This window comes from Pseudomonas sp. RV120224-01b, from assembly GCF_003208145.1.
Taxonomy (GTDB): domain Bacteria; phylum Pseudomonadota; class Gammaproteobacteria; order Pseudomonadales; family Pseudomonadaceae; genus Aquipseudomonas; species Aquipseudomonas monteilii.
Window position 1 is genome coordinate 450,720 of record NZ_QKMQ01000002.1, and the last position, 24,998, is coordinate 475,717.

The 24,998-nt window shown below is 62.4% G+C and carries 25 protein-coding genes and 1 riboswitch; of the genes, 7 read left to right on the forward strand and 18 right to left on the reverse strand.

What is annotated here, in order from left to right:
• Positions 1-98 precede the first annotated feature (98 nt).
• The 8 genes from N436_RS05280 to N436_RS05325 all read right to left on the reverse strand — a co-directional run bounded on the left by N436_RS05280 (position 99) and on the right by N436_RS05325 (position 12,401).
• Positions 99-821 carry an OmpA family protein gene (locus N436_RS05280; RefSeq protein WP_016501466.1) on the reverse strand — a complete coding sequence of 241 codons (723 nt, stop codon included), beginning with the start codon at positions 819-821 and terminating at the stop codon, positions 99-101.
• A gap of 109 nt (positions 822-930) precedes the next feature.
• Positions 931-1,575: an MBL fold metallo-hydrolase gene (locus tag N436_RS05285; protein WP_110740550.1), complete on the reverse strand. Its 645-nt coding sequence runs from the start codon at positions 1,573-1,575 to the stop codon at positions 931-933.
• Positions 1,576-1,690: 115 nt separating this feature from the next.
• Positions 1,691-2,383 (reverse strand): sensor histidine kinase KdpD, encoded by a 693-nt coding sequence (locus N436_RS05290; protein WP_016713275.1) that lies wholly within the window; start codon positions 2,381-2,383, stop codon positions 1,691-1,693.
• Positions 2,380-3,987 (reverse strand): tetratricopeptide repeat-containing response regulator, encoded by a 1,608-nt coding sequence (locus tag N436_RS05295; protein ID WP_060500151.1) that lies wholly within the window; start codon positions 3,985-3,987, stop codon positions 2,380-2,382. Before N436_RS05295 ends, N436_RS05290 begins: the two co-directional genes overlap by 4 nt.
• A gap of 159 nt (positions 3,988-4,146) precedes the next feature.
• The gene (locus N436_RS05300) at positions 4,147-6,864 is read right to left on the reverse strand and encodes a LuxR C-terminal-related transcriptional regulator (RefSeq protein ID WP_110740551.1); all 2,718 of its coding nucleotides are present in this window, start codon (positions 6,862-6,864) and stop codon (positions 4,147-4,149) included.
• Positions 6,865-7,124: 260 nt separating this feature from the next.
• Entirely contained in the window at positions 7,125-8,489 is a 1,365-nt protein-coding gene (locus tag N436_RS05310) for a DUF1329 domain-containing protein (protein ID WP_105945650.1), read from the reverse strand.
• 25 nt (positions 8,490-8,514) lie between these two features.
• Entirely contained in the window at positions 8,515-10,386 is a 1,872-nt protein-coding gene (locus N436_RS05315) for a DUF1302 domain-containing protein (protein ID WP_110740552.1), read from the reverse strand.
• Between the two features lie 332 nt (positions 10,387-10,718).
• A complete protein-coding gene (locus tag N436_RS05325; RefSeq protein ID WP_060500147.1) occupies positions 10,719-12,401 on the reverse strand; it encodes a fatty acid--CoA ligase in 1,683 nt (560 codons plus the stop codon).
• A 219-nt stretch (positions 12,402-12,620) separates the two neighbouring features.
• Between N436_RS05325 and N436_RS05335 the strand changes: the two genes are divergently transcribed.
• The 3 genes from N436_RS05335 (at position 12,621) to N436_RS05345 (ending at position 15,492) form a co-directional block, all read left to right on the forward strand.
• Positions 12,621-13,586, forward strand: a complete 966-nt coding sequence (locus tag N436_RS05335; protein ID WP_110740553.1) for a 2-hydroxyacid dehydrogenase — start codon at positions 12,621-12,623, stop codon at positions 13,584-13,586.
• A gap of 54 nt (positions 13,587-13,640) precedes the next feature.
• Entirely contained in the window at positions 13,641-14,639 is a 999-nt protein-coding gene (locus tag N436_RS05340; RefSeq protein ID WP_110740554.1) for a class I SAM-dependent methyltransferase, read from the forward strand.
• A gap of 40 nt (positions 14,640-14,679) precedes the next feature.
• Positions 14,680-14,819: riboswitch (yybP-ykoY riboswitch) on the forward strand.
• 88 nt (positions 14,820-14,907) lie between these two features.
• Positions 14,908-15,492, forward strand: a complete 585-nt coding sequence (locus N436_RS05345) for a TMEM165/GDT1 family protein (RefSeq protein WP_110740555.1) — start codon at positions 14,908-14,910, stop codon at positions 15,490-15,492.
• Between the two features lie 136 nt (positions 15,493-15,628).
• Here the strand turns inward: N436_RS05345 and N436_RS05350 are convergent, their stop codons facing one another.
• The 4 genes from N436_RS05350 to N436_RS05365 form a co-directional block, all read right to left on the reverse strand.
• On the reverse strand, positions 15,629-16,447 hold the full coding sequence (locus N436_RS05350; protein ID WP_110740556.1) for a M48 family metallopeptidase: 819 nt from the start codon (positions 16,445-16,447) through the stop codon (positions 15,629-15,631).
• A gap of 180 nt (positions 16,448-16,627) precedes the next feature.
• Positions 16,628-17,248 (reverse strand): SOS response-associated peptidase, encoded by a 621-nt coding sequence (locus tag N436_RS05355; RefSeq protein ID WP_105945643.1) that lies wholly within the window; start codon positions 17,246-17,248, stop codon positions 16,628-16,630.
• Positions 17,249-17,263: 15 nt separating this feature from the next.
• A complete protein-coding gene (locus N436_RS05360; RefSeq protein ID WP_110740557.1) occupies positions 17,264-17,524 on the reverse strand; it encodes a putative signal transducing protein in 261 nt (86 codons plus the stop codon).
• Positions 17,524-17,706 carry a CPXCG motif-containing cysteine-rich protein gene (locus N436_RS05365; protein WP_012270508.1) on the reverse strand — a complete coding sequence of 61 codons (183 nt, stop codon included), beginning with the start codon at positions 17,704-17,706 and terminating at the stop codon, positions 17,524-17,526. Before N436_RS05365 ends, N436_RS05360 begins: the two co-directional genes overlap by 1 nt.
• A 125-nt stretch (positions 17,707-17,831) precedes the next feature.
• On the opposite strand from N436_RS05365, the gene N436_RS05370 reads away from it, so the two are divergent.
• Complete coding sequence (locus N436_RS05370) at positions 17,832-18,998, forward strand: 1-acyl-sn-glycerol-3-phosphate acyltransferase (protein WP_060500140.1); 1,167 nt, start codon at positions 17,832-17,834, stop codon at positions 18,996-18,998.
• A gap of 133 nt (positions 18,999-19,131) precedes the next feature.
• Here N436_RS05370 and N436_RS05375 read toward each other — a convergent pair whose 3' ends face one another.
• Positions 19,132-19,392 (reverse strand): hypothetical protein, encoded by a 261-nt coding sequence (locus tag N436_RS05375; protein ID WP_110740558.1) that lies wholly within the window; start codon positions 19,390-19,392, stop codon positions 19,132-19,134.
• Between the two features lie 159 nt (positions 19,393-19,551).
• Here N436_RS05375 and N436_RS05380 point away from each other — a divergent pair, with 159 nt between their 5' ends.
• Entirely contained in the window at positions 19,552-19,758 is a 207-nt protein-coding gene (locus N436_RS05380; RefSeq protein ID WP_003247353.1) for a hypothetical protein, read from the forward strand.
• 68 nt (positions 19,759-19,826) lie between these two features.
• Here N436_RS05380 and N436_RS05385 read toward each other — a convergent pair whose 3' ends face one another.
• The gene (locus tag N436_RS05385; RefSeq protein WP_016713289.1) at positions 19,827-20,411 is read right to left on the reverse strand and encodes a YajG family lipoprotein; all 585 of its coding nucleotides are present in this window, start codon (positions 20,409-20,411) and stop codon (positions 19,827-19,829) included.
• 145 nt (positions 20,412-20,556) lie between these two features.
• Here N436_RS05385 and N436_RS05390 point away from each other — a divergent pair, with 145 nt between their 5' ends.
• Together N436_RS05390 and mqo are read left to right on the forward strand one after the other, a co-directional pair.
• Positions 20,557-20,790, forward strand: a complete 234-nt coding sequence (locus N436_RS05390; protein ID WP_110740559.1) for a hypothetical protein — start codon at positions 20,557-20,559, stop codon at positions 20,788-20,790.
• A gap of 600 nt (positions 20,791-21,390) precedes the next feature.
• Positions 21,391-22,899, forward strand: coding sequence for a malate dehydrogenase (quinone) (gene mqo, locus N436_RS05395; protein ID WP_105945639.1), 1,509 nt, complete (start codon positions 21,391-21,393; stop codon positions 22,897-22,899).
• Positions 22,900-22,955: 56 nt separating this feature from the next.
• On the opposite strand, the gene N436_RS05400 is transcribed toward mqo, so the two are convergent.
• The 4 genes from N436_RS05400 to N436_RS05415 form a co-directional block, all read right to left on the reverse strand.
• On the reverse strand, positions 22,956-23,246 hold the full coding sequence (locus N436_RS05400; RefSeq protein WP_051095858.1) for a PA4642 family protein: 291 nt from the start codon (positions 23,244-23,246) through the stop codon (positions 22,956-22,958).
• Between the two features lie 68 nt (positions 23,247-23,314).
• Positions 23,315-23,785 carry a hypothetical protein gene (locus N436_RS05405; protein ID WP_060500137.1) on the reverse strand — a complete coding sequence of 157 codons (471 nt, stop codon included), beginning with the start codon at positions 23,783-23,785 and terminating at the stop codon, positions 23,315-23,317.
• 51 nt (positions 23,786-23,836) lie between these two features.
• Positions 23,837-24,310, reverse strand: a complete 474-nt coding sequence (locus N436_RS05410) for a WbuC family cupin fold metalloprotein (protein WP_110740560.1) — start codon at positions 24,308-24,310, stop codon at positions 23,837-23,839.
• Positions 24,311-24,312: 2 nt separating this feature from the next.
• Entirely contained in the window at positions 24,313-24,870 is a 558-nt protein-coding gene (locus N436_RS05415; RefSeq protein ID WP_019099801.1) for a hypoxanthine-guanine phosphoribosyltransferase, read from the reverse strand.
• Between the last annotated feature and the right edge of the window lie 128 nt (positions 24,871-24,998).

Here is a 24,998-nt window from a genome sequence, read left to right on the forward strand (position 1 = left end):
AGCCAGCTCCCACAGGGACCGCGAGACACTGTGGGTTGCGCAGTACGTGTGGGAGCTGGCTTGCCGGCGATGGGCCGCAAAGCGGCCCCGGCGATCAATCAGGGATACTGCTGAACCTGGCCTTGCTGCTGGTCATACTGCTGACCCGGAATCGGCTTCAGGTTCACTTCCACACGGCGGTTCTGCGCACGGCCATTGGCGTCGGCGTTGCTGGCGATCGGCTGGTCCGGGCCCATGCCACGTACCGAGATACGCGAGGCATCCACACCCTGCGAGGTCAGGTAGGTGCTGACCGCCTGCGCACGGCGCTGGGACAGGTCCATGTTGTGCTGGCGGCTGCCGGTGCTGTCGGTGAAACCGACCACTTCGATGGTGTTCTGGTTGAACTGCTTGAACGAGCCGGCCAGGTTGTTCAGCGGCGAGTAGAAGCTAGGGGCGATGTTGGCCGAGTCGGTGGCGAAGGTGATGTTGCCCGGCATGATCAGCTTGATCTGGTCACCCTGACGTTGCACTTCCACGCCAGTGTTGGCCATTTGCGCACGCAGCTCTGCTTCCTGCTTGTCGGCGTAGTAGCCGTAACCGGCAGCAGCAGCACCCACCGCAGCAGCGCCGATCAGCGCACCCTTGCCACGGTTGTTGTGGTCGATGGCGGCACCGGCGATGGCGCCGGCCAGCGCGCCCAGGCCGCCGTACTTGGCGGTCTTGCTCATCCCCGTGGAGCCCTGCGCCTGACCCTGGTTGTCATAAGGGTTCTGGCCGGCACAGCCGGTCATCAGGGCAGCGGCAGTTGCGACGATAATCAGACGACGCATGGTGAACATGGACAAGCTCCTACTGAAATTCATAAATGCGGCAGATCTCAAAGGGATCTATGCCAGCCTTGGATTGCATCGGCAACGAAAAATTCCATGAAAGTGCCTTCATGTGCCATCAGGCACGTACGAAGGGGTTTTCGCGCATTTCATCGCCCAGCCGAGTATCGGGCCCGTGGCCGGTCACCACGATGGCCTCTTCGTCCAGCCGGTACAGCCGCTCCTTGATGGAACGCACGATTGCCCGCTGGTCCCCACCCCACAAATCGGTGCGGCCAATGCCCCGGCGGAACAGGGTATCGCCCGCAATCAACAGCTTGGCATCGGCGAACCAGAAGCTCATCGAGCCCGGGGTATGGCCTGGCGTATGCAGGGCCACGCCACAACCACAGGCCAGCTCTTCATCATCGCCCAGCCAGCGGTCGGGTGACGGCACCGGAGTATAGGGAACGCCGAACATCTGGCACTGCATCTCCAGGTTGTCCCACAGTACCTGGTCGTCCTTGTGCAGGTGCAAGGTAGCGCCGGTCAGTTCCTTGAGCTTGCCCGAAGCCAGGAAGTGATCGAAGTGCGCGTGGGTGTGGATGATGCTCACCAGCGTCAGGCCGTGGGCCTGCAGGCGTGCCAGGATTTTGTCCGGGTCACCGCCCGGGTCGACGACAATGGCCTTTTTGGTCAAGGGGTCGCCGATCAAGGTGCAATTGCATTGCAGGGGGCCTACAGGGAAGGTTTCGCGGATGAGTGCAGGCGGGGCTTGGGTCATGATGCTCTCGGCGGTAAAACTGGGGTTTGCTCAGAGCCTGACAGGAAAATGAGGTGGGTGCACGAGGTTCATGCCTTGGGAGGTTTGGCGCTCATGAGATCGAGCGCCACACATCTTAAGGCAGGAACAACCTGAACAACCCGCCCCCAAGCGCCCCGCCATTGGAAATTTCGATCCGCCCACGCACCCCGCCGCTTTCATGCAACGCCGCAATCCGCGCCGCAAAATACAGCCCCAGGCCGGTACTGCCGCTGGTTGAGTCGATGCCCTGGATGTACTCCTCCTGGCGCTCGAGCATGTGTTTTGGATAACCCGGGCCGTCATCGTTCACGCAGATGGCCAGCTGGTTGTCGGCCTCTTCGATGGTAATCAGCAACGCGTGCCCGGCATAGCGGGTGGCGTTGGTGATGACGTTGGCGATCACCGAGGCCACCAGTTCACGGTCGAAGAAACCCAGCGGGTTGTCGGTGTCGATGCGCCAGGTGGCGAGGATGTCATTGTGCTTGAGCACTTCCTGGTGGGCCGCCAGCTGAGCTTCGATGAAATCGTCCAGCTCATGGTAGTCCGGGCACACCGGCAGCTGGTTGATACCCAGTTTATAGAGCCCCAGCAGTTGCACCAGCATGCCGTTGAGGTGGCGAAACTCATGCTCCATGATGCCCTGCTCGGCACCACCGCGCAGCTCTTCGGGCAGGCGTTCTACCCACTGGTTGTGGGACTGGATCAGCGCCGACAACGAACTCTTGAGGTCGTGCACGGTGGAGGCGATCACCGTGGAAAAGTCCAGCCCCTGATTGTCTTGATTCATGCGCCGAACACTCGGATGTGCAGTTTGCGGTAACGGTCATAGCGATTGTCGCTGGCAGGGATACCGGCCACGCTGGTCAAGGCGTCCTGGCATTCCTGCATGATCGCGGGCTGAGGGTTGTCACCGCCAATACGCAGCAGCGCCTGGGCGGTGTTGAGGGCGATGCTGATGTTCTTCGGCTGCATACCCAGCGCCTTGCGGAACAGTTGCAACGCCTCGCCAAGCTGCCCTCCCTGGTAACTGCGCACACCCTGGCGATTGAGGGTGACCGCTTCGGTAATGGCGTTGAGCACCGTGGGGTCGTCGGTCAGCTTGCCCACTTTCTCCATGACCTTGGGGTCATCACCATAACTTTCCACACAGCTTTTCAGCACGCCGATGGCGGCGGCTTCCTGGCCCATTGCCTGCAACTGCGCGGCAACGGTCAGGGCCGAATCGACCGAGAAAAACTGGTTCATCTTGTCCAGGCGCTGGATCGCCTGCTCGGTCAGCTTGGCCGCCGTTTCCGGGTCGCCCGCCTGCTGCAGGCTGGCGGCTTTCATCATCCGCGCGCGAACCTGCAAACCCTGGTCTTCGGGGTTTTCCTTGGCCACTTCGCTGAGCGTGGTGTTGATCTCGACCCGGGTACGGGCGTCCAGGCCGAAGCCTGCATTCTTGCTCATCAGGGCCTGCACCAGGCCCAGGTTGTTTTCGGCGTCCTTGTAGCGCGAGCTCTGCCCTTGGTTCACCGCATGGCGGAACGCCTTCGACGCGCTCTCGAAGTCTTCGTTTTCCAGCGCCAGCTTGCCCAGTGTCGACTGCCGACGCACCGACAGTGGCGACAGGCGTACCGCCTCTTCCAGCAGGTTTTGCGCACGTCGGGTATCGCCCTGCGCCACCAGCACTTCGGCCATGCCGTCGTAAAGCCCTGGCATGATCGGGAACGCCTTGAGTGCCTGCTCGTAAACGCCCTGGGCCTGGGCATTCTGGCCACGCTTGTGCATCAGGGCGCCCAATGCGGCGTACACCCACGGCTGCGGGCGACTGGCCAGGATGGCCTTGAGGAACTTTTCCAGCTCCTCGAAGCGGTTGAGGTTGCGCAAGGCATCGGCCCGGTAGCGCAGGCACAGTGGTGCCAGGCGCGGGTCCTTCTTGCACAGTTCGGCACAAGCCGCCAGCACTTCGGCCGGGCGACTGCGGTCCAGGGCCTGCAGAATCGGCTTGAGCAAGGTTTTGCGCTGATACAGCTTCTCGACGCGCTGAGCCAGGCCAACCCGGTTGAACGGTTTGGTCAGGTAGGCATCGGGCTCGTGCTCGATGGCACTGAGGACAATGGCCTGGCTGCTCTCGGCCGTGACCATGATGAACACGCACTCATGGCTGATGTGCTTGTCGATGATCAGGTCTTCGAGCACCTGTTGGCCGTTCTTCTTGCCATCACCCAGGTGAAAATCCTGCAGGATGAAGTCATAGCGTTTCTGCGCGCACATGCGCAGCGCCTGCTCGCCGCTGTCAGCGGTGTCCACGTCGCGCACGCCCAACTCGCGCAGCATTGAACGGGTCGACGTGCGAAAGTCGGTAAAGTCGTCGACGATCAGAAAGCTTTTTTGCCCGTACTGCAGCATCAACACGACCTGCCTTGGAATGATTGAAAAATCGCGCGAGGCGATGCCACCGATCGCTGTATCGGCAGCAGGTCGGGAAAGATGAGGGTAGAGCATTGCCTGCCACAAACCATGGCCTCAGGCCATCACTTTAGCGGGCAATGACCTGCAGAGCCAGCATCACGCCAGCAACCCCAGGGATTTGGCCTTGGCCACCGCCTGCGTACGCCGCTCGACACCCAGCTTGCTGTTGATGTGGCTGGCGTGGGTCTTGACCGTGTGCAGAGAAATGAACAGCCGCTCGCTGATCTGCTGATTGGAGCAACCCTGAGCGATCAGTTCGAGCACAGCCAGCTCACGGCCACTCAACGCCTCGCCGCTGCCCGTGCTGGCGCTTGGCAGCGGTGGCAGGCGCTTGAGCAGTTCGGCCTGAACCGGGCACGCGGCACCTGCCTGCAGTTGCTCGTGAAGCCATTGCGGGTGTTTTTCCAGCAGCGGCTGGAACGGTTGCAGCACGCCGCCACGGGCGGCCTCAAGCAAGCCTGGCAGCAACTGCGCGGCCTGCCCTTCGCGGCCTTCGTCCAGCAGCAGGGAGAGCCATTGGCACAGGGCGCTGACGGCGAGCATCATGCCGCCACTGGCCTGCCCGCGCTCGACCAGGCTGGCCAGGCGTTGCACGGCGTCGTCGCCACGTAACTGGATACGCTCGAGCAGCGCCTGCTGCAGCGCAATGTGCAACGGCAGCAGTGGGTGGAACTCCGGTGCTGCCGCTGGCTGCTCACCGCCGTAGGTCTGGCCCAGGCGCAGCAGCCAGGACTCGGCCAGGTCGGTGCGCCCCTGGGCCAGCCAGAGTTCGCATTTGACCAGGGTAATCATGGCCAGGTAGTAGACCGGGGGCACGTCCCAGATATGCATCAGGCGCTCAGCCTCGGCCAGTTCGGCAAAGGCCTCGGCAAAGTGCCCTTCCCGCCCATCGAGCGTGGCGATCACGCAATGGCCGATGAGCACACTGATGTCCCGGCAGGCCCGCGCCTCGCCCAGCCCCGCGCGCAACCGCGCACGGCCCTGGGCAGGCTGCAGGCGCGAAACCAACAGATAGCCTTCGTAAAGCGTCAGACGAGCGCGCACGGCATACAGCCGCTGTGCCGAAAGCCCTTGCAGGCGTTGCAGCCCTTGGCGCACTTCGTCCAGCGCCCGCAATACTTCGCCACGGGCGTGCAGTACACGCGCCCGGTCGTAATGGGCCAAGGCCTCGAACAACGGGTTGCCGACTCGCTGGGCCAGCTCCAGGGCTTCTCGGTTCCAGCCGCGGGCCCGCCAGAAATCACCATCGGCGATGGCCAGGTTGGACAGCGTCGACAGGCACACCAGGCGCTGGCCATAGCGCTTGCTTGGCAGGCTCTGCAGCGCTTCGCTGCAATAGGCCAACGTGCGCTCGCGGTCACCACGGCCTCGGGCAATCACCCCACTCAGCGCCAGCCACTGGGCCAGCATCGACTTTTGCGCGGTCGCCGAAGGTGCGGGCAGGAAGCGGCTGAGGTAGCCGGCAAGCTCCTCGGCCGCGTCCAGTTGGCAAGCCAGGCCCAACGCCCAGCTGTACAGCACGATCAGCCTTGGCGTGCTGATCAGCAGGCTGTCGGGCAAGTCCATCTTCCAGCGCAGCAACATGCCGACGTTCTGTTCGGCCAGCAGTTGCTCCTCGGACAGGCTCTGCACCAGGTCGGCGGCCACATCAAGGTGGCCGGCACGCAAGGCCTGCTCCACCGCCTCGTCCAGCAGGCCCTGGGCTTCGAACCAACGGCTCGCCCGCAAGTGCAAGCCGGCCAGCGGTTCGTTGGCCTGGCGACTGCGCAGCAAGTCGGAGAACAAGTGGTGATAACGGAACCAGTGGCCGTGCTCGTCCAGCGGCACCAGAAACACCTGGTGCGCCTGCAGGAAACGCAGGATCTCGGCGCTGTCGTGGCGGCCCCGCACGGCATCGCAAAGTTGGGCGCAGAAGCGCTCCTGGCACGCGGTTTCGTACAGGAAGGCCTGCACATCGGCGGGCAGCATGTCGATGACTTCTTCGAGCAGGTAGTCGCGAATCAGCCCTTCGCCACCATGCAGCGCCTGGGGCAAGGCCTGCTCGTCGGCACTGTCGCTGGCCGCCAGTTGCCAGAAACGCAACCCGGCCACCCAGCCATCACTGCGCTGGATAAGGTTGTCCAGGGCCTGGCCACGCAGGCCCGTGGGCTGGCGACCGATCACTGCCAGCGACTCTTCGGCAGTAAGGCGCAAATCCTGTTCGTTCAGCTCGACAAGCTGACGCGACAGCCGCAGGCGCGCCAGGTGCCAGTCCGGGCGCTGGCGACTGGTAACCAGCAGCACCAGGCCGGCCGGCAGGTGGTTGAGGAAGAACTGCAGGCAACGGTCAAGTACAGGCCCTTGGGCCAGGTGATAATCATCCAGTACAAGCAGCAAAGGTGTATCCGCTTGCAGGTACAACGCCAGCTCGTCGAGCAGGCCGTCAAGCCACTCTTCGAAGGCGAACGGCTGATGGCGCTGGCGCATTTTCAGCAAGCCCATGGCCTGGCCACCCAAGGCCGGGCAGTATTGCTGCAGCCCTTCGAGCAGGCGCTCAAGGAAGCGGCCTGGGTCTGCATCTCGCTGGCTCAGGCCAAGCCACAGGCTGCGCCAGTGTTCGGGCAGTGCCTCGCAAAACTCGATGGCCAGGGAGCTTTTGCCGAAACCCGCCGGGGCGTTGACCAGCAGCAGGCGACCGCCGAGGCCGGTGTACAGACGCTGGCACAGGCGCGGACGCGGCACATGCCCCTCCGGCAGGGGGGGCCGAAAGAAACGCCCGTCCAGCAGGCCCAGGGCCTGACTGGCGAATCCATGCGTACGGGACAGGTCTGTCATGGCCGGCTCGTTCTGGTTGGAAGACTACGGCGATATGGATGCTTGCGAGACTAGCCGGTAACGCAGCGCATTTGAAGATGATGGGCGCATTTGCCCCGGGAAAGACTGCGACAAAAAGCGACAAGGCTGATGGACAAGGGCTGGGGCGGGGGTTTGGGTGGGTATTCAGCAGGTTTATGGCCCGCAAGGAGGACGGGGCAGGAAAATGGAAACGCCCCGGCAAGCCGGGGCGTTCTGGGGATCACACGGAGTCTTTCAGGTTACCGAATACCCGACTGACGCAGCGCTGCTGGCTGGAAGTCAGCCTTGCTGGCACTGAAGCCAAAGTCGTAGGCACGTTTCTCTTCGTTCTTCATGCCCAAGGCCAGGTAACGACCAGACTGCAGGTCGTAAATGGTCTCCAGGGTGTACCAAGGCACCTCATTGTTGTAATACGGCTGGGAATGGGCTTCGGAAACGCGCCACAGCTGGTTGCGACCGTCGTACTGGTCGATCACCGCAGCCTGCCAGGTGTCTTCGTCGATGTAGAAGTCACGCTTGGCATAGATGTGGCGCTGGCCTGGCTTCAGGGTCGCGACCACATGCCACACGCGGCGCAGCTCGTAGCGGGCCAGGTCCTGGTTGATGTGCCCGGCCTTGATGATGTCGGTGTACTTCAGCTTGGGGTCGTCCAGCTTGAAGGCGTTGGAGGCGATGTACAGCTCTTTCTTGCCTTCCAGCTTCCAGTCGTAGCGGTCTGGCGCACCGTTGAACATGTCCAGGTTGTCGGAGGTACGCAAGCCATCGGCAGCGGTACCCGGGCCGTCATACGACACCTGCGGCGCCTGGCGCACACGGCGCTGGCCGGCGTTGTAGATCCACGCCTTGCGCGGTTCCTTCACCTGATCGAGGGTTTCGTGCACCAGCAGCACGGTACCGGCCAGGCGCGCAGGTGCGGTCACTTCCTGCTTGAAGTAGAACAGGATGTTGCCTGGGTTGTTCGGGTCGTAATCCTTCATCTTGTCGCGGAAGACGAACTGGTCGGAGAAGTACACCGGGTTGAACGAGCCGTTCTGCTGTGGCGTGGCCTGGGTTACCAGGCGGCTGACACTGCCCCCGCGGTAGCGGGTGATGTGGTTCCAGATCACCTCCAGGCCGCTTTTGGGGATCGGGAACGGCACAGCCGTGCGGAAGTTGTTCAGACCGTTGCCGCCTTCCACCAGGGTGGTCTTGGTGGCGTTTTCCTTGATGGCCGCGAACACATCGGCCGGGACGGTTGAACCGCGATGGGTTTTGAACACCGGGATCTTGAAGGTGTCCGGGTAGCGCTTGAGCATGGCCAACTGGCCCGGCGAAAGCTTGTCCTTGTACTGGTCGGCGTTCTGCGCGGTGATGGTGAACAGCGGCTTGTCACTGCCGTACGGGTCGGACAGGAAACCCTTGGCATCAGCGCTGCCTGCGCTCTTCGACAACGGCTCCCACGGGCCGATCGAACCATCGGCGTTGCCGGCTTTTTCGGCGCCCATCGGGGTCAGGGTACTGCCCAGCTTGGCCGCCTCGTCGGCGGATACCGCAGCCATCACGCTGGTCGCCAGCAGGGACAGGCCCAGTACACCGGCTTGCAGCAGACTTCTGGTCTTGTTCATGTCGTGTCGTCCTGGATCTGTGTGCTTAGAAGTTCACGCCGAAGCTGAGCGCGACGAAGTCACGGTCATCCACAGTGGTGTACTTGCCATCGAAGAAGTTGGTGTACGACAGGCTCGCCGTGTAGGTGTTCTGGTACTCGGCGTCCAGGCCCAGGCTGACTGCCTTGCGGCCTTCCTCGAAGTTGCCGCCAGGGCCGGGCGAGTAGCCGGAGACGTCATGGGACCAGGCCACGCTCGGCTTGAGGTTGACCCCGGCGAACACGTCGTTGTAGTCCCAGATGGCGCGGGCGCGGTAGCCCCAGGAGGTGCTGGTGGTGAAGCCGTCACTGTTGCAGTTGCGCGACAGGTTGGCGGTGGAGCTACCCAGGCCTGAACCGCCGATGGTGGTGCGGTTGAGCGCAGTACACATGTCGCCGGGCAGCTCGCCAGGGCCATACACCGGGTCACGGCCATAGCGTGCCTTGCTGGTGCTTTCCAGGCCACCAACGTGGGTGACGCCGACTTCGCCCACCACCGTAAGGCGGCTGGCGCCCATCACTTGGTCGAAGAAGTGGGTGAAAGTTGTCTGGAACTGAGTGATCTCCTTGCGACGGTAGCCGTGCAGGTCTTGCCCAGCAGTACCCTGGAGCACCGAGGCATTGCTGTACTCCTCCAGCGGCGTGACGCCAGCAAACAGAATGTCGGTTGAGTTCAGTTGAACTGGCGCATTCGGGCGATAACTGAGCTCACCGCTCCAGGCGGTACCAGTAGGCAGCGTGGTAGAGAAGCTCAAGCCATAGAGGCGAATGTCTTCCGGATATTCGACGAAGTACTGCGAGTTACCCGCAACGATAAGTGGGCGCAATGCAGGCGGCAACGCAGCGACCCGATCGAACACAGCCTGCGAAGCACCGGTGGCACTGAAGATCGGTGCACGGCTGTGATAGTTCATGAAGTACGCACCGAACTCAGTGTCCAGCGGCTCGAACATATAGCGGAACGCAACGCCAAACTGGCCGCTGTCCCGCGCATCGCGATCTGCGCTACGGCGCACCAGCACGCCTTCTTCGTTGTAGTTTACGCCGGTAGCAGCGAGCAGTCCCTGGACTGCGGGCGGCTGGAGGCCCAGAACCCGGCTGCTGGCCAACACCCGCAGGTTGTCACTGCAACCATCGGCAATGATGTCCGGTTGCGAGAAGAAGGTGCCGCAGTTGTCGACGACCGTCTGGTCCCATTCAATCTGGTAGAAGGCCTCGGCCGAGAGGTTGTCGGTCAGGCTTTGCGACACATAGAACATGTTGACCGGAATCAGGCCTTCCTTGATTTCGGCCCCAGGACGGCGAAATGCCGATACGTCGATGGGGTTGATCGAGTTGATACCGCCGCCGATGAAGGTACTTTCACCCCAGCTCACCACCTGCTTGCCCAGGCGCACCGAGCCGGGCTGATCGCCAATGGAGTAGTTGTGGTAGACGAAGGCGTCGAGCAACTCGGCGCCAGACGACTTGGCGCCCTCCTTGCGGTTGGAGTCGCTGATGTCCTTGAACTCACGGCTTTCGTCCTTCAGTTCGAAGTCGTACCAGTACTTGCCGCGCACGAACACACCGGTATCGCCGTACTTGAGCTCCAGGTCATGGATGCCCTTGAAGATCTTGGAGAAGGTTTCGCCCTTCTTGAAGTTCAGGTGGCCATCGTCGGAGGTCTGCGACAGGCCCTTGCCGCCGTTGTTGACACCGATCAGGTTCTTGTTGGGGTTGGCCGTCGACCAGCTGGCGCCGATGGAGAGCGAGGAGTCGAACTGGCCTTCGATTTCACCAATGTTGAAGCTGACAGCGAAAGCAGGACTTGCGAGCGTGGAAGCAAGGCTGACGGCCAAGGGCAACTTGGCCCGGCGCCAGAACAGGTTTGCAGATTTCATCGACGCTACTCCATGTACTTTTTTGTTATGGCAGTGAGTCCTTTCAAGAACGGCCCGAGCGACCGGTTTGCAGGTTTGCACCTGCGACGACACGGCTTGCGCGTGTCGCCCTCCCCCATTCCTGAAAATCCCCTGGCCCCGACTATAGCCAGCAAGGCACAGGCGCTTGATCCCTCTAAAGTGTGATTTGCGCTCCATGCCGCCAACTCGCTGCATTGTTGTCCCGGTTGCGGGCTGGCAGTGCTAAAGGATGGCGCATTTCAGCCGTTTGGCAAGGCGTGAAGGCCTCTAGCGTGCGGGTCGCGTTCTGGCGTTCGCGACCCGCACGGCGGTTACAGCGTGGAAAGGAAAGCGCTGTTGCTGGCTTGCCACTGGACGATGTCCTGGCGGATGCGTTTCTTGTCGAGCTTGCCGACACTGGTCTTGGGAACTTCAGTAACAACGGCGATCTGGCTGGGAATCGCCCACTTGTTGATGTGCCCTTGCTCGACGAACGGTTTGAGGTGTTCCTTGAGCGCCTTGGCATCGATGGCCTGGCCGTCGCGCACCACCAGCAGGGCAAACGGGCGCTCGCCCCACTGCGGGTCGGCCACCCCGACCACCGCCACTTCGCGTACGGCCGGGTGGCGGCTGATCAGGTCTTCCAGGTCGAGTGAGGAAATCCACTCGCCACCGGTCTTGATCACATCCTTGATGCGATCACGAATGTCGATGTAGCCCATGCCGTCGAGGGTGGCGACGTCACCGGTGTGGAGCCAGCCGCCCTGCCACAGCTCCTCGCTCTTTTCCGGCTCCTTGAAATAACCCATGGTCAGCCACGGCGCACGCAGCACCAACTCGCCCTGGGTCTCGCCATCGGAAGGAAGGAAGTTGCCGTCGCCATCGACAATCGCCGCTTCGACCAGTGGCACCGGCACGCCGGCCTTGATGCGGTAGGTGATGCGCTCGTCTTCGCTACCGGCCTGCAACTCGTCGTTAAGGTGCGCGGCGGAAATCAGCGGGCAAGTCTCGGACATGCCGTACGCTGCGGTTAGCTGGATACCCCGGGCCAGGGCAGCCTGGTAGAGCGAACGGTTGAGCGCGCTGCCGCCGATGATGATCTTCCAGCCGCCGAAGTCCTGGCCTTGCGAGGTCGGGCAGTTGAGCAGCATCTGCAGGATGGTCGGTACGCAATGGGAGAAGGTGACCTTTTCCTCGCGCCACAGCTTGACCAGCATGTCTGGTTCGTAGCGCCCGGGGTACACCTGCTTCATACCGAGCATGGTGGCGGCGTAGGGGATGCCCCAGGCATGCACATGGAACATCGGGGTAATGGGCATGTACACGTCGTTGCTGCCCAGCAGGCGCACGCTGTCGATACTGCCGGTGACCGAAGCTTCGGCCAGCGTGTGCAGCACCAGTTGCCGGTGGGTGAAATACACGCCCTTGGGGTTGCCGGTGGTGCCGGTGGTGTAGAAGGTGGTGGCCACCGAATTTTCGTCGAAGTCGGGGAAATCGTAATGCGGACTGGCAGCGGCCAGCAATTGCTCGTATTCGCCCACCAGATTGGGCAACTCGGCGGTCTTGTCCGGGCCATCGGTCAGCAGCAGGGTCTTGTCGACGGTGGTCAGCTGCCCGGCAATACCCTGGTAGAGGCCGACGAAATCGCTGTTGACCAGCACCACGCGGTCTTCGGCGTGGTTCATGGTGTAGAGGATCTGCTCGGGCGACAGGCGCACGTTGATGGTGTGCACCACGGCGCCGATCATCGGGATGGCGAACATGCATTCCAGGTAGCGGTGGCTGTCCCAATCCATCACCGCCACGGTGTCACCGGCCTTTACTCCGGCCTCGGTCAGCACATTGGCCAGGCGTGCGATACGTTCGTTGAGCTGTGGATACGTCAGCCGCAACTGGTCGCGATAGACGATTTCACGGGTCTTTTCATAGCGGCTACCGGACATCAGCAGGCGCTTGATCAGCAGTGGGTAGGCGTAGGCGCCCTCGGCGGGCTTGATGATGCGGGTCTGCAACATGGGTATCCCTTTTCTGAAAAGCGAGCCGGACAAGTCTGACAACTACTGTAGTGCGGCAATGTGACGGCTAAATCAGCCGAAGGAATGATTTGCGAGCCAAAGGTATGAGTGGCAGGCGTTGACGGGCGGTAACCCCGGGCTAGACACTGCGCCTGTAGACGCGGGCCTGCCCGCGAATGGCCATAACACCAATACCCCGCCCTGCCACCGGAGCCCCCCATGCCCAGCCCGCGTCGCGCCGTGTTTCTCGATCACCAGTCCCTGGACCTTGGCGACCTCGACCTCTCGCCCCTGAAGCAGCAGTTCGATGAATTCGAGCTGTTCGCCGCCACCCAGCCCGACCAGGTGGCAGAGCGCCTGCAAGGCGCGGTCGCAGTGGTCAGCAACAAGGTCATGCTCGACGCCTCTACCCTGGCCGCCAACCCGCAGCTCAAGCTGATCCTGGTGGCCGCCACCGGCACCAACAATGTCGACCTGGCAGCGGCGCGCGCCCAAGGCATCACCGTCTGCAACTGCCAGGGTTACGGCACACCGTCCGTCGCACAGCACACCCTCGCCCTGCTGCTGGCCCTGGCCACCCGCCTGTGCGACTACAACCAGGCAGTAGCCGACGGCCAATGGGCCAAGGCCAGCCAGTTCTGCCTGCTGGACTTCCCCATCGTCGAGCTGGAGGGCAAAACCCTCGGCCTGCTCGGTCACGGCGAGCTCGGCGGCGCGGTGGCGCGGCTGGCCGAAGCCTTCGGCATGCGTGTGCTGAGCGGGCAGATTCCTGGCCGCCCGGAACGCGACGACCGGCTGCCGCTGGACGAACTACTGCCGCAAGTAGACGCCTTGACGCTGCATTGCCCGCTGAACGAGCACACCCGGCATATGCTCGGTGCCCGTGAACTGGCCCTGCTCAAGCCCAATGCGCTGGTGGTCAACACAGCCCGTGGCGGCCTGATCGACGAACAGGCGTTGGCCGACGCCCTGCGCCAAGGCCACTTGGGCGGTGCGGCCACCGATGTGTTGAGTGTGGAGCCGCCGGTCAACGGCAACCCGCTGCTCGAACCGGGCATCCCGCGCCTGATCATCACCCCGCACAGCGCCTGGGGTGCAGTAGAGTCGCGCCAGCGTATCGTCGGCCAGCTCAGCGAGAACGCCCAGGCCTTCTTCGCCGGGCAGCCACGCCGCGTGGTCAGCTGAGCCCGGCGCCCGCCTCTGCTACACTGCGCCACTTTTTTCCAGGAGGCGTCGTCCATGGACCCGCGCAGTGAAGTGTTGCTCCGCCAGGCAGAGCTGTTCCAGGGGCCGCTGCTGATCGCTGGCGCCCCCGCCGACGGCCTGCTCGCCCAATTGCCACAGGCCAAGGCCTGGACTTGGCACGCCGGCGATCAGGCCATGCTCGACAGCCGCTTCGCCGGCCGCAGCCATTACGGGGTCGAGCCGCCTGAAATGGCATTCGACAGCGCCGTGCTGTTCCTGCCCAAGTCCCGTGAGCTGGCAGCCTACCTGCTGAATGCCCTGGCATCGCGCCTGGCCGGTCGTGAGCTGTACCTGGTCGGCGAAAAACGCGGTGGCATCGAAGGTGCGGCCAAGCAGCTACAGGCCTTTGGCAAACCGCGCAAGCTGGACAGCGCCCGCCACTGCCAGCTGTGGCAAGTGACCATCGAGCAGGCACCCGAGGCCAAGCCACTGGCAAGCCTGGCCGAGCACTTCGAGCTGGCGCTGGAAGACGGCCCTTTGCAGGTGGTCAGCCTGCCGGGCGTATTCAGCCACGGCCGCCTCGACCGCGGTACTGCCCTGCTGCTCAAGCACCTCGACGGCCTGCCAGGCGGCCATGTGCTGGACTTCGGCTGCGGCGCAGGGATATTGGGCGCCACGGTCAAGCGCCGTTATCCACAAAGCCGGGTAACGCTGCTGGATGTGGACGCCTTCGCGGTAGAAGCCAGTCGTCTGACGCTGGCTGCCAACGGCCTGGAGGGTGAGGTGATCAGCGGTGATGGCATTGATGCGGCACCTGCCGAACTGAGCCTGATTCTGAGCAACCCGCCGTTCCATACCGGGGTGCACACCAATTACCAGGCCTCGGAGAACTTGCTGAAAAAATCTGCCGTTCATCTGCGAAAAGGTGGCGAAATGCGCTTGGTCGCCAACAGTTTCCTGCGCTACCAACCGCTGATCGAAGGGGCACTGGGCAACTGCCAGGTACGCGATGAGGCCGACGGCTTCCGTATCTACCGCGCAACCCACGGATAAAAAACAGCACTTGCCGAAAGCGTTTTGCCTAGGCAGAATCCGCACCGTCCTAGGGGAGTAGTCTCCCGCGAGCGCACTGCTCGCCCGGTACGCGTCAACATACTTGGTCCACAGACCATGGCGCGTGCGACCCACCATGCCAGCCTGCATGGAGAGATCCGCGTAGACGGATCCAGGGTTTGACAAGACCTATGACACGCACACCTTACCCGGGGCGGGGAGGCTGTACGTGTCATAGCCGTGTCGACCCGCCCCCGTAGGAATCCTGATGCTGGAATCTCTGTTGGTCCCCACCGCTATCGTTGCCTTGGCCGAAATCGGCGACAAGACGCAACTGCTCGCTCTCATTCTTGCTGCCCGCTTCCGCAAGCCTTGGCCGATCATCGCCGGCATCATCGCCGCCACCCTGGCCAACCATGCGGCGGCCGGTGCCGTGGGCGCCTGGTTTGGCAGCTTCTTCAGCGACTCGGCCCTGCACTGGATCCTGGCCGCGAGCTTTACCGCCACCGCGCTGTGGACACTGGTACCGGACAAGATGGATGACGACGAAAACCCGGCACGTCGCTTCGGGCCGTTCCTGACCACGCTGATCGCGTTCTTCCTGGCCGAAATCGGGGACAAGACCCAAGTCGCAACCGTGATGTTGGCTGCGCAGTATCCGCACCTGATCATGGTCATTATCGGTACCACGCTAGGCATGCTGATTGCCAACGTGCCGGTGGTTCTGGCGGGTAACTTCGCGGCAGACAAGCTGCCACTGACGCTGATTCGTCGCCTGGCGGCCACAGCGTTCTTCGTGCTGGCGATCGTGGCCGTGTACTCGGCGATGAAGGCCAGTGGCTGGATCGGCTAAATGCTGAAGGGGCCGCTCTGCGGCCCAATCGCCGGCAAGCCGGCTCCCACCTAGACCGCATCGGTTTCAAGTCATATGCAATACTTGTGGGAGCTGGCTTGCCGGCGATTGGGCTGCAAAGCAGCCCCTTGCAGCCTTACTGCTTGGCCGCTGCCTGATACAACGGCATCACCTTCGGAATCGCTGCCTGCAACGAAGCGATACGGCTTTCAGAAGCCGGGTGAGTGCTCATGAACTCTGGCGGCGCGCCTTCGGAAGCCTTGCTCATCTTGTTCCACAAGGTGATCGCGGCATTCGGGTCATAACCCGCACGGGCCGACAGTTCCAGGCCGATCAGATCGGCTTCGTTCTCGTTGGCACGGCTGTTGGGCAGGGTCATGGAGTAGTTCACCACGGCATCGGCCATGGCCATGCTGCCCTCGCCCAGGCCCAGGAGGGCACCGGCACCCTGGCGGGCCATTTGCACGCCATAGGCCTTGGACATCGCCTCACGGCTGTGCTCACGCAGGGCGTGGGCAATTTCATGCCCTACCACGGCGGCAATTTCCGCATCGGTGAGCTTGAGCTGATCGATCAACCCGGTGTAGACGATGATCTTGCCGCCCGGGCCGCAGTTGGCGTTCAGTTCGTCGCTTTTGATCACGTTGACTTCCCAGTTCCACTGCGCAGCATCCGGGCGGAACTTGGGCGCCTGGGCGATCAGGCGGTTGGCGATGACCTGCACGCGTTTGGCATCGGCGCTGGACTTGTCGAGCACCCCCTTGCTCGACGCTTCGCCCAAGGTCTGCTGGTACGACTGGGCGTACATCTGGTTGACCTCATCGGTCGAAAGCATGCTGAACATGTACTGCTGGCGCTGTACGCCGACAGCACCGCCGCTGGTGGTGTTCACCGCCTGGCAGCCGGTCAGCAGGATGCCAGCACTCAACAGGCTGACAACAAAAGACTTACGCATGAAAACACTCCCTTTTTTACATGCGCCGTATCCTAGGCCGTGTCGCCAGTGCCTGCTATAGCCGTAGGGAAGATTTTCGTCGCCTGCACTGGCCTCTTCGCGGGCACGCCCGCTCCCACAGGTACAACTTAAACCTGTGGGAGCGGGCGTGCCCGCGAAGAGGCCGGTACAGGCGGCACATCAAGCCGGGGTAAGACACTCCGGCGCATCCAGCTTCGGATCATTGACGAAATTGGCCAGGGCCCGCTCGCGCAGCTGTGCCGCAGGGCTGGCCAGCAACTCGTGCAAGCGGGTAACCGGCGTATCCGGGTCGAGCCAGGCCGCCTGCCCCGCCTCATCCAGTATCAGCGGTCGACGCTGGTTCATGGCCGCCTGGGTCACCACCGCACAGCTAAGCCACACCTGATCCTGCACGGGATAGGCCTCCCACACCGCCGCAAAGTAAAGCGACGAACCCTCCCCCGGGGTCAACCAGTACGGGCGTTTACGCACGCTGCCACGCCACTCGTAAAAGCCGTTGGCCGGCATCAGGCAGCGGCGCTGGCGAAACGCCTCGCGAAACATGGGTTGCTCGGCCAGCGTTTCGGCGCGGGCATGGGCGGGGGTGCGGGACAGGTCGGTAAGCCAGGCCGGGGTCAGCCCCCAGCGCGCCTTGGCCAGTTGCTGCTGGCCGTCGAGCTGGCGCTGGATCAGCACCGAGGCACCGGGAGCAATGTTCCATTGGGCCGGCTGGCCTTCGGGAAAACCAGGCAGGCTGGCCAGCGCCTGGGGCCAGCGAAACAGGGCGTAACGTCCACACATGGGCGAATTCAGAACCTAGCAGATCAAGGTACCGGGGAAACTCTCCGGTTCGTCGCCAACCAGTGGCTGGGCATCATTGTACGCATCGATCAGCCGCCGTGCGTACTCGGCCTGCTCATCCGCTACCGCAAGCCCCAGCAAGCCTTGCATCGGCAACTCGCCCACACCGCCCATCAGGTCACGGCCCACCAGTTGCACGTCGACACCCTCACTGGCCAGCATCCCGATCAGCATTTCGGCTTCGAGCAGGTTTTCCGGTTCATAGATCCGCCGCATCAGTCGTTCTCACCGAAGACATCCAGCATCCACTCCTCGCCATGAACCTGCAGCACGAAGCGGATAGGCTTGCAGCATACCTGGCAGTCCTCGATGTACTCCTGATCGCCGCCGGACAGGTCCACCGTGGTTTCGACTTCTTCGCCACAATAAGGGCAATCGTAGATCGCAGTTTCCAGCATCGCGGCCTCCGGGGTGACTTATGCGTATAATTGCCGGTCTGTTTACAGGGCCAGTGTGTGTCCGAGCCGTTTTTCGGAGCCCGCCCCTACCTTATTACCCTAGCCGTTTCCAACAAGAGAGCATGATGGGCGAATTCGATGCCATCCGACCGTACGACGACGCTGAGGTCCCTGCCGTTCTGGCACGCCTGCTCAGCGACCCGGCATTCCTCGATATCCTCACCCACTTCCGCTTCCCGCGTGCGGCCGGTGCTCTCGGCTGGTTGCTCAAACCGCTGATTGCCCGCCGCCTGCGCAAGGAATTCGCCGGCGTTACCTGCGTTTCCACCTTGCAGGACAAAGTCGAGTACTACGTCGACCAGACTATCGACCGTGCCACCGACGGCGTCACCTATTCGGGCGTGGAGCAGCTCAAGGCCGGCACTGCCTACCTGTTCCTGGCCAACCACCGTGACATCGTCATGGACCCCGCCTTCGTCAACTATGCGGTGTACCACGCCGGCCTGCCCACGCCGCGCATCGCCATCGGTGACAACCTGCTGCAAAAGCCCTTTGTCAGCGACATGATGCGCCTGAACAAAAGCTTCATCGTGCACCGTTCGATCAGCGGCCGCCGCGAGAAGCTGGCGGCTTATCAGTTACTCTCGGCCTACATCAACCACTCGATCCGCAACGATGCCACCTCAATCTGGATCGCCCAGGCCGAAGGCCGCGCCAAAGACGGTGACGACCGCACCGACTCGGCGATCCTCAAGATGTTCCACATGAGCCGCAAGGACGAGCCGTTCGGCGCGGTGATCCAGAGCCTTAACCTGACGCCCGTGTCGATCAGCTACGAATACGACCCGTGCGACCAGGCCAAGGCCCGCGAGCTTTACATCCGCGCCACCACCGGCACCTACAAGAAGGCGCCGGGCGAGGATGACAACAGCATCGCCAAGGGCATTACCGGCTACAAGGGCCGGGTGCACATCAACTTCGCCCCACCGGTGACCGAATACCACGAGGACACCAAGCAGCTGGCGGCGGAAATCGACCGGCAGATCCTGGGTGGCTACCGGCTATTCCCGGTGCATTACCTGGCGTATGCGATGTGGGACGCCAAAGATGAGGCGCTGCAGGTACCAAGCGCCGAAAAAGTGTTCCCGGCTGATGAGCTGGCCAAGGCCAAGGAAGAATGGCAGCGCCGGCTGGATGCCTGCCCTGAAGAGCAGCGGCCGTACCTGGTGGTGCAGTATGCGACACCGGTGCGTAACCAGTACCAGGTCAGGCAACAAGCGCCGGTCGCCTAATAGATTGCTGGGGGCTGCTTTGGCAGCCCATCGCCGGCAAGCCAGCTCCCACAGGGACCGCATGCCCCTCAGGCTTGTGCAGTCCTGTGGGAGCTGGCTTGCCGGCGATGGGCCGCAAAGCGGCCCCAGATTCTCAGACCCAGGTGCTGAACCAGGACAGCAACAGCGCCATCGCCAGGCACGAGAAACCGAGGATATAGAAGTACTTCGGCACTCGAAGGTCGAATGCATCCACCACGCCCTCATCCACCGCCATGTATTCGCGGGTCTCGGCATCACGCCGCCGTGCGCTGTGCAGCAGCAACCCGCCCGGGCAGGTCAGCAGCAGCGCCAGCAGGTTGATCCACTTGGCGGGGTGGGCGGACAGAAACCCCCAGAGCACTTGCAAGGACATCAGGCGACCTCGGTGTGAGCAGCAACAAAGGCCCGCATTTTACCCAAGTCGCACCCCGGCACCCTGCCTGGGCGACAAAGTGTCATTAAATTTCATCTGTCATTAGCTCGTCATCAGAACAGGCCACCCTATCGGCCTTTCATGACCCGGAGCTTGTTCATGTTGCACGCCGAAAACCAGGACCGCCTTTACCTCGTCGCCCAGAGCGATGAACAACAGGCGCTGATCGATGGTTTTGCCATCAACGTGCAGGACCGCCAATGGCTCGTCTACTGTGCGCTAGGTGGGCATGTGCATGAAGACTTGCCCGAAGTGGATGCCGGAACCGGCTTCAGCCTGCTGGATTTCCACATAGAAGCGGCTTGAACCTGCACAGACAAAAAAAGCCCGCTGCCTGGCACCCAGGCAGCGGGTTTTCTTTTATTGCCGAAGGCTTACTGCCCCAGCACCTGCCCGATGGTCGGGTCTTTGAACATACGGGTCAACGCATCGCTCAGCACATCACCCACCAGCTGGGTGTTGGTGTCCTGGTTCGGCGCCATGCCGAAACGCTGGTCCAGCGAAGCACCGTAACGGCCGCTGTAGCTGCGGCCGCCGTTGCGCACATCGGCACGGAAGGTGGCGCCGATGGTGGCTTCGGTCACGTACAGGTTGTCTTTGGGCGACTGGTATTTCAACTCGGCCAGGGTCACGGTCAGCTGCGGTGCGTTATAGGCATTTGGCGTCGGGGTGAAACCGAGCAGGCGCACGGCCGCTTCGGCCTGGGCTTGCAGCTTGGGCACCACGTCGTTACCGCTGACGCTGATGGTGCTGGTTTCGGGGTACATGCCACCACGGGTACCCAGGGACTGCGAAGCCCGGCCGTCAACCACCCGGACCACCACCGGCTGGCCATGGCCGACCGGCGTGAGCTGGGCCTTGAGCGTGGGTTGCGGGTTGAGTTGTTGCGGGCTGTGGGCACAACCGACCAGGCTGAGGCTGGCCACGGCGATCAAACCGAACAACAGACGTTGCAACATGCGCGTTTCTCCAGAAAATGCGGCTAAGGCGCACAGTATACCTAGGCACGCATCGACCAGTCATCGGTCCGGCCCGCTTGTCACAATCGTTTCATGGCCTCGCCCTTATCCTTGCGCCAAGCCCTCACGCAAAGGACTCCCCGTCATGGCCTCGCTCTGGACGCTGCTCTTCCAACGCCCGCGCCACAATGCCTATGCCCGCCTCGATGCCCACGGCAAATGCGTGGCCTTCAAGCAATGCAGCCAGCCACCCAGCGGCAGCGACTGGGTCCGGATTGGTGAAATCCGGTTGGCCTGGCTGGGCCACGAACTGCCTGCCGACGCCCGGGTTTGCGACCGCGCAAGCCGCCGCTGGCACCAGCGCATCCTCGCGGCCTGACAAACGCTGCAATAAAAACCACGAATGGCGACATTTCTGCCCGCGACATCGCTATAATCTCCCCCCGATTATAAGGACGTCTCCTGATCGGGCCCCGCACTCGCCGATTGACCCCGGCAACTTCACCGCTTCGCCCACAGAGAGCCTTCCACTCAGGTCTTGCATCGGCTGTCGTGCCTGCTTTTCCGGCCCTTCACACTGCATGAACCTGCGGGTTGCCATCGCGCAGTCCCCCTTTGAGGTTCACGTCTCCAAAAGAGCGTGAAAAAACGGTTTTCACAACTTCACAAGAGTGTGGCGAGCAAATGAACAGTCTGGCATGTGCAAAAGCGGCAGATGTGTCCCGAACAGCCCTGAACAGGCGGCAAATGCGCTCATCCCGTATGAGTGTCTGAACCGTTCCATAACGCACGCACGACACCTTGACCATAAGTCGAATTGCCGCACCTGTGGCAAACGGCGTTCAATACCCGAACCCGAAGACTGATTGGCGGTGTCCGCGGAAGTTGCAAGAACTGCGAAAAGTCGGACATGGCGACCCTGGCGAACCCAGGTCCTATGCTGTCAATTAGGTAGCTGTAGATTGTGGAGACGCGTTAAATGGCGCAGAACGAATCGGTTGATGTGGTACTGGTAGGCGCGGGCATCATGAGTGCCACCCTGGCCGTACTGCTCAAGGAGCTCGACCCGACCCTGAAGCTTGAGGTCGTCGAGGCGATGGACTCCGGAGCCGCGGAAAGCTCCAACCCCTGGAACAACGCAGGCACCGGCCACGCCGGTCTGTGCGAGCTTAACTACACGCCCCAGGCCGCCGATGGCAGCATCGACATCAAGAAGGCCGTGCACATCAACACTCAGTTCGAGGTTTCGCGCCAGTTCTGGGCTTACCTGAGCAAGAAGGGCAACTTCGGCTCGGCACGTGCGTTCATCAACCCTGTCCCGCACCTGAGCTACGTCGAAGGTGACAAGGGTGTTTCCTTCCTCAAGAAGCGCTTCGAGCTGCTCAAGCAGCACCATGCCTTCGCCGACATGGAATACACCGAAGACAAGGCCGTGATGAACGACTGGATGCCGCTGATGATGCCTGGCCGCCCGGCCGACCAGCACATCGCCGCTACCCGCGTGGCCAAAGGCACCGACGTCAACTTCGGCGCCCTGACCAACAAGCTGCTCAAGCTGCTGGGCGACTCGCAGGACGCACAGGTCAAGTACAGCAAGAAGGTTGTCGGCCTGCGCCGTAACGGCAGCGGCTGGACCGTGAGCATCAAGGACGTCAACAGCGGCGGCAGCCGTGAAGTCGACGCCCGCTTCGTCTTCCTGGGCGCCGGTGGCGCGGCCCTGCCGCTGCTCCAGTTGTCGGGCATCCCGGAAAGCAAAGGCTTCGGCGGTTTCCCGGTCAGCGGCCAGTGGCTGCGTTGCGACAACCCGGAAATCGTCAAACAACACCAGGCCAAGGTCTACAGCCAGGCCGCTGTGGGCGCCCCGCCGATGTCGGTACCGCACCTGGACACCCGCGTTGTGGACGGCAAGACTTCGCTGCTGTTCGGCCCGTACGCTGGCTTCACCACCAAGTTCCTCAAGCACGGTTCACTGATGGACCTGCCGCTGTCGGTACGCATGGGCAACATCGGCCCGATGCTGGCCGTGGCCCGCGACAACATGGACCTGACCAAGTACCTGGTCAGCGAAGTGATGCAGTCGATGGAGCAGCGCCTGGAAGCCCTGCGTCGCTTCTACCCGCAGGCCAAGGCCGAAGACTGGCGCCTGGAAGTGGCCGGTCAGCGCGTGCAGATCATCAAGAAAGACCCGAAAAAAGGCGGCGTGCTGCAGTTTGGTACCGAGCTGGTCTCGGCCCAGGACGGCAGCCTGGCCGCACTGCTCGGCGCATCGCCAGGTGCTTCGGTTACCGTGTCGATCATGCTGGAACTGATCGAGCGCTGCTTCCCCGAGCAGGCCAAAGGTGCCTGGGCTGCCAAGCTCAAGGAAATCTTCCCGGCGCGCGAGAAGACGCTGGCGACCGATGCCGCTCTGTACCACAAGATCAGTGCCGACAACGACGTGGCGCTGGACCTGGTGGAAAGCAGCCCGGCAGCCAAGCATTACGCTTAAGCCGGCCTGAAACGAAAAAACGCCCCTCGGGGCGTTTTTTTGTGCCTGGGCCGTTATCAGCCGCGGGCGTTATCGATGATCTCGATGTACTCCGGCGCATTGCGCTGGTCGGCAATCTGCTCGACGAAGGTCTTGCCGTGCTCGTCCTTGCCATCCAGGTCCAGGCCCGCTTCGACGAAGAAGCCGACAAAGCGCTCGAAGTCATCGACGCGCAGGCCACGGTAGGCCTTGACCAGCTTGTGCAGCGACGGCGAGGTCACGCCATCGGCCGGCTCGAACTGAAGGAACGACTTGATGTAGTCGTCGCTGATTTCGTCACCGATTACCTGTTTCTTGTCTTTACGCATTGCCGACTCCAACTGGACCATCACGGAATTTCGAAGGCCGGCAGTGTACCCCCCGCAGGCCGCGTGCCTCAACGCGTACGTACGGTACCGGTGTGCAGGTCGGCCCAGATATGGCCGTTGCCATAGGTCAGAAACTGCACGTAGAGCGTTTCGTTGCGCAGCAGGTCCATGATCACCCGATAGTCGCTGACCGGGTAATTCAGGCTCAGGGTGCGGTTTTTTTCGTCATACACGGGCTTTTTCAGGCTCTTGGCTGCCTCACCGTCGAACGTCAGCAGCACCTGGGCAATGGTCGCGCCCTTGCTCAGCGGCTTGCCTTTCAGGCGCACCTGCAACGACGACGTGATCGGGATCGGCTGCTGATCGGACTGGCGCTGGGCACCCACCACCACGGAGTAGTCGGTCACTTGCAGCAATTGCTGGCCGGTCGGCGCCTCCTGGCGTAAAGACAGGTCGTCAGGTGGCAGGAACTGGCTGTGCAGCGGTGCGGCGGCGAGTGGCAGGCTGACTGCCAGCAGGAGGGGAAGAATCGCACGCATGTGAGGCTCCTTGTATGAAGGAGCACTCTAGCATGCCGTGTGCAGGCACTATCAATCGAACTGCGCGCGCATCCAGGCCTGGTACTCGGCGACACCCTCTTCGCCTTCACGCGGCGCCCAGTGCGCATGCTCGCCCTCGCCCACTGGCCGATAAGGCCCGGCCTTGCATTCGAACAGCATGCTGTCTGGCTCCAGCACCACCAACCCATGGTAGGTGCCCGGTGGCAGGTCCACGCCCAGGCAGTCGCCGCCCGCCTGCAGCACCCGCCTGGTGGTTACCACACCTTGCTCATCGAAGATCAGCAGGCCCAGGCGGCCCTTGAGCACGATCAGGGCTTCAGCCTTGTCGTCGCTCAGGTGGCGGTGCGGCGGAATATAGGTATTTGGCTGCAGCCCCACCGCCATGCGGTGGCAAGGCTCTTCCATCTCATGGAAGGTGTGATGCTGCCGCCCGCGCGGGTTGGCGGCAGCCTTTTCGGCCAGCCTGGCGAACAGCGATTGGTCGATGAACGCAGGCTGGCGCACGGTCACAGCCCCTTGACGGCGAAGATGCCGTTGGCGTTGCGCCAGTAGCCTTTGTAGTCCATGCCGTAGCCGAAGATGTAGCGGTCGACGCACGGCAGGCCCACGTAGTTGGCCTTGAGGTCCGGGCTGGCCTTGCGGTCGTGGTCCTTGTCGATCAGTACCGCAGTGTGCACCGAGCGCGCGCCGGCATGCTTGCAGAACTCGATGATGGCGCTGAGGGTGTGGCCTTCGTCGAGGATGTCATCGACGATCAGCACGTCACGGTCGATGAACGACACTTCCGGTTTGGCCTTCCAGAACAGCTCACCGCCGCTGGTCTGGTTGCGGTAGCGGGTGGCGTGCAGGTACGAAGCTTCCAGCGGGAACTGCAGGTGGGTGAGCAGTTTGCCGGCGAAGATCAGGCCGCCGTTCATCACGCAGAACACCACCGGGTTCTTGTCGTGCAGGTCTTTGCAGATCTGCTCGCCGACGTTGGCGATGGCCGCTTCGACTTCGGCTTCGTTGTACAGGCAGTCAGCTTCACGCATGACTTGACGGATATGCTCGAGATCGGCGGACATGGCGCTCTCCGGGGGGTGCATTTTGGAAAAGCGGGCAAAGGTACGCATCCGCTCGTCACAGATCAAGCATTTATGGACTAACGTCCAGAATGACCAGACGACAGCACAGGCTGAATAGATTAATCTAG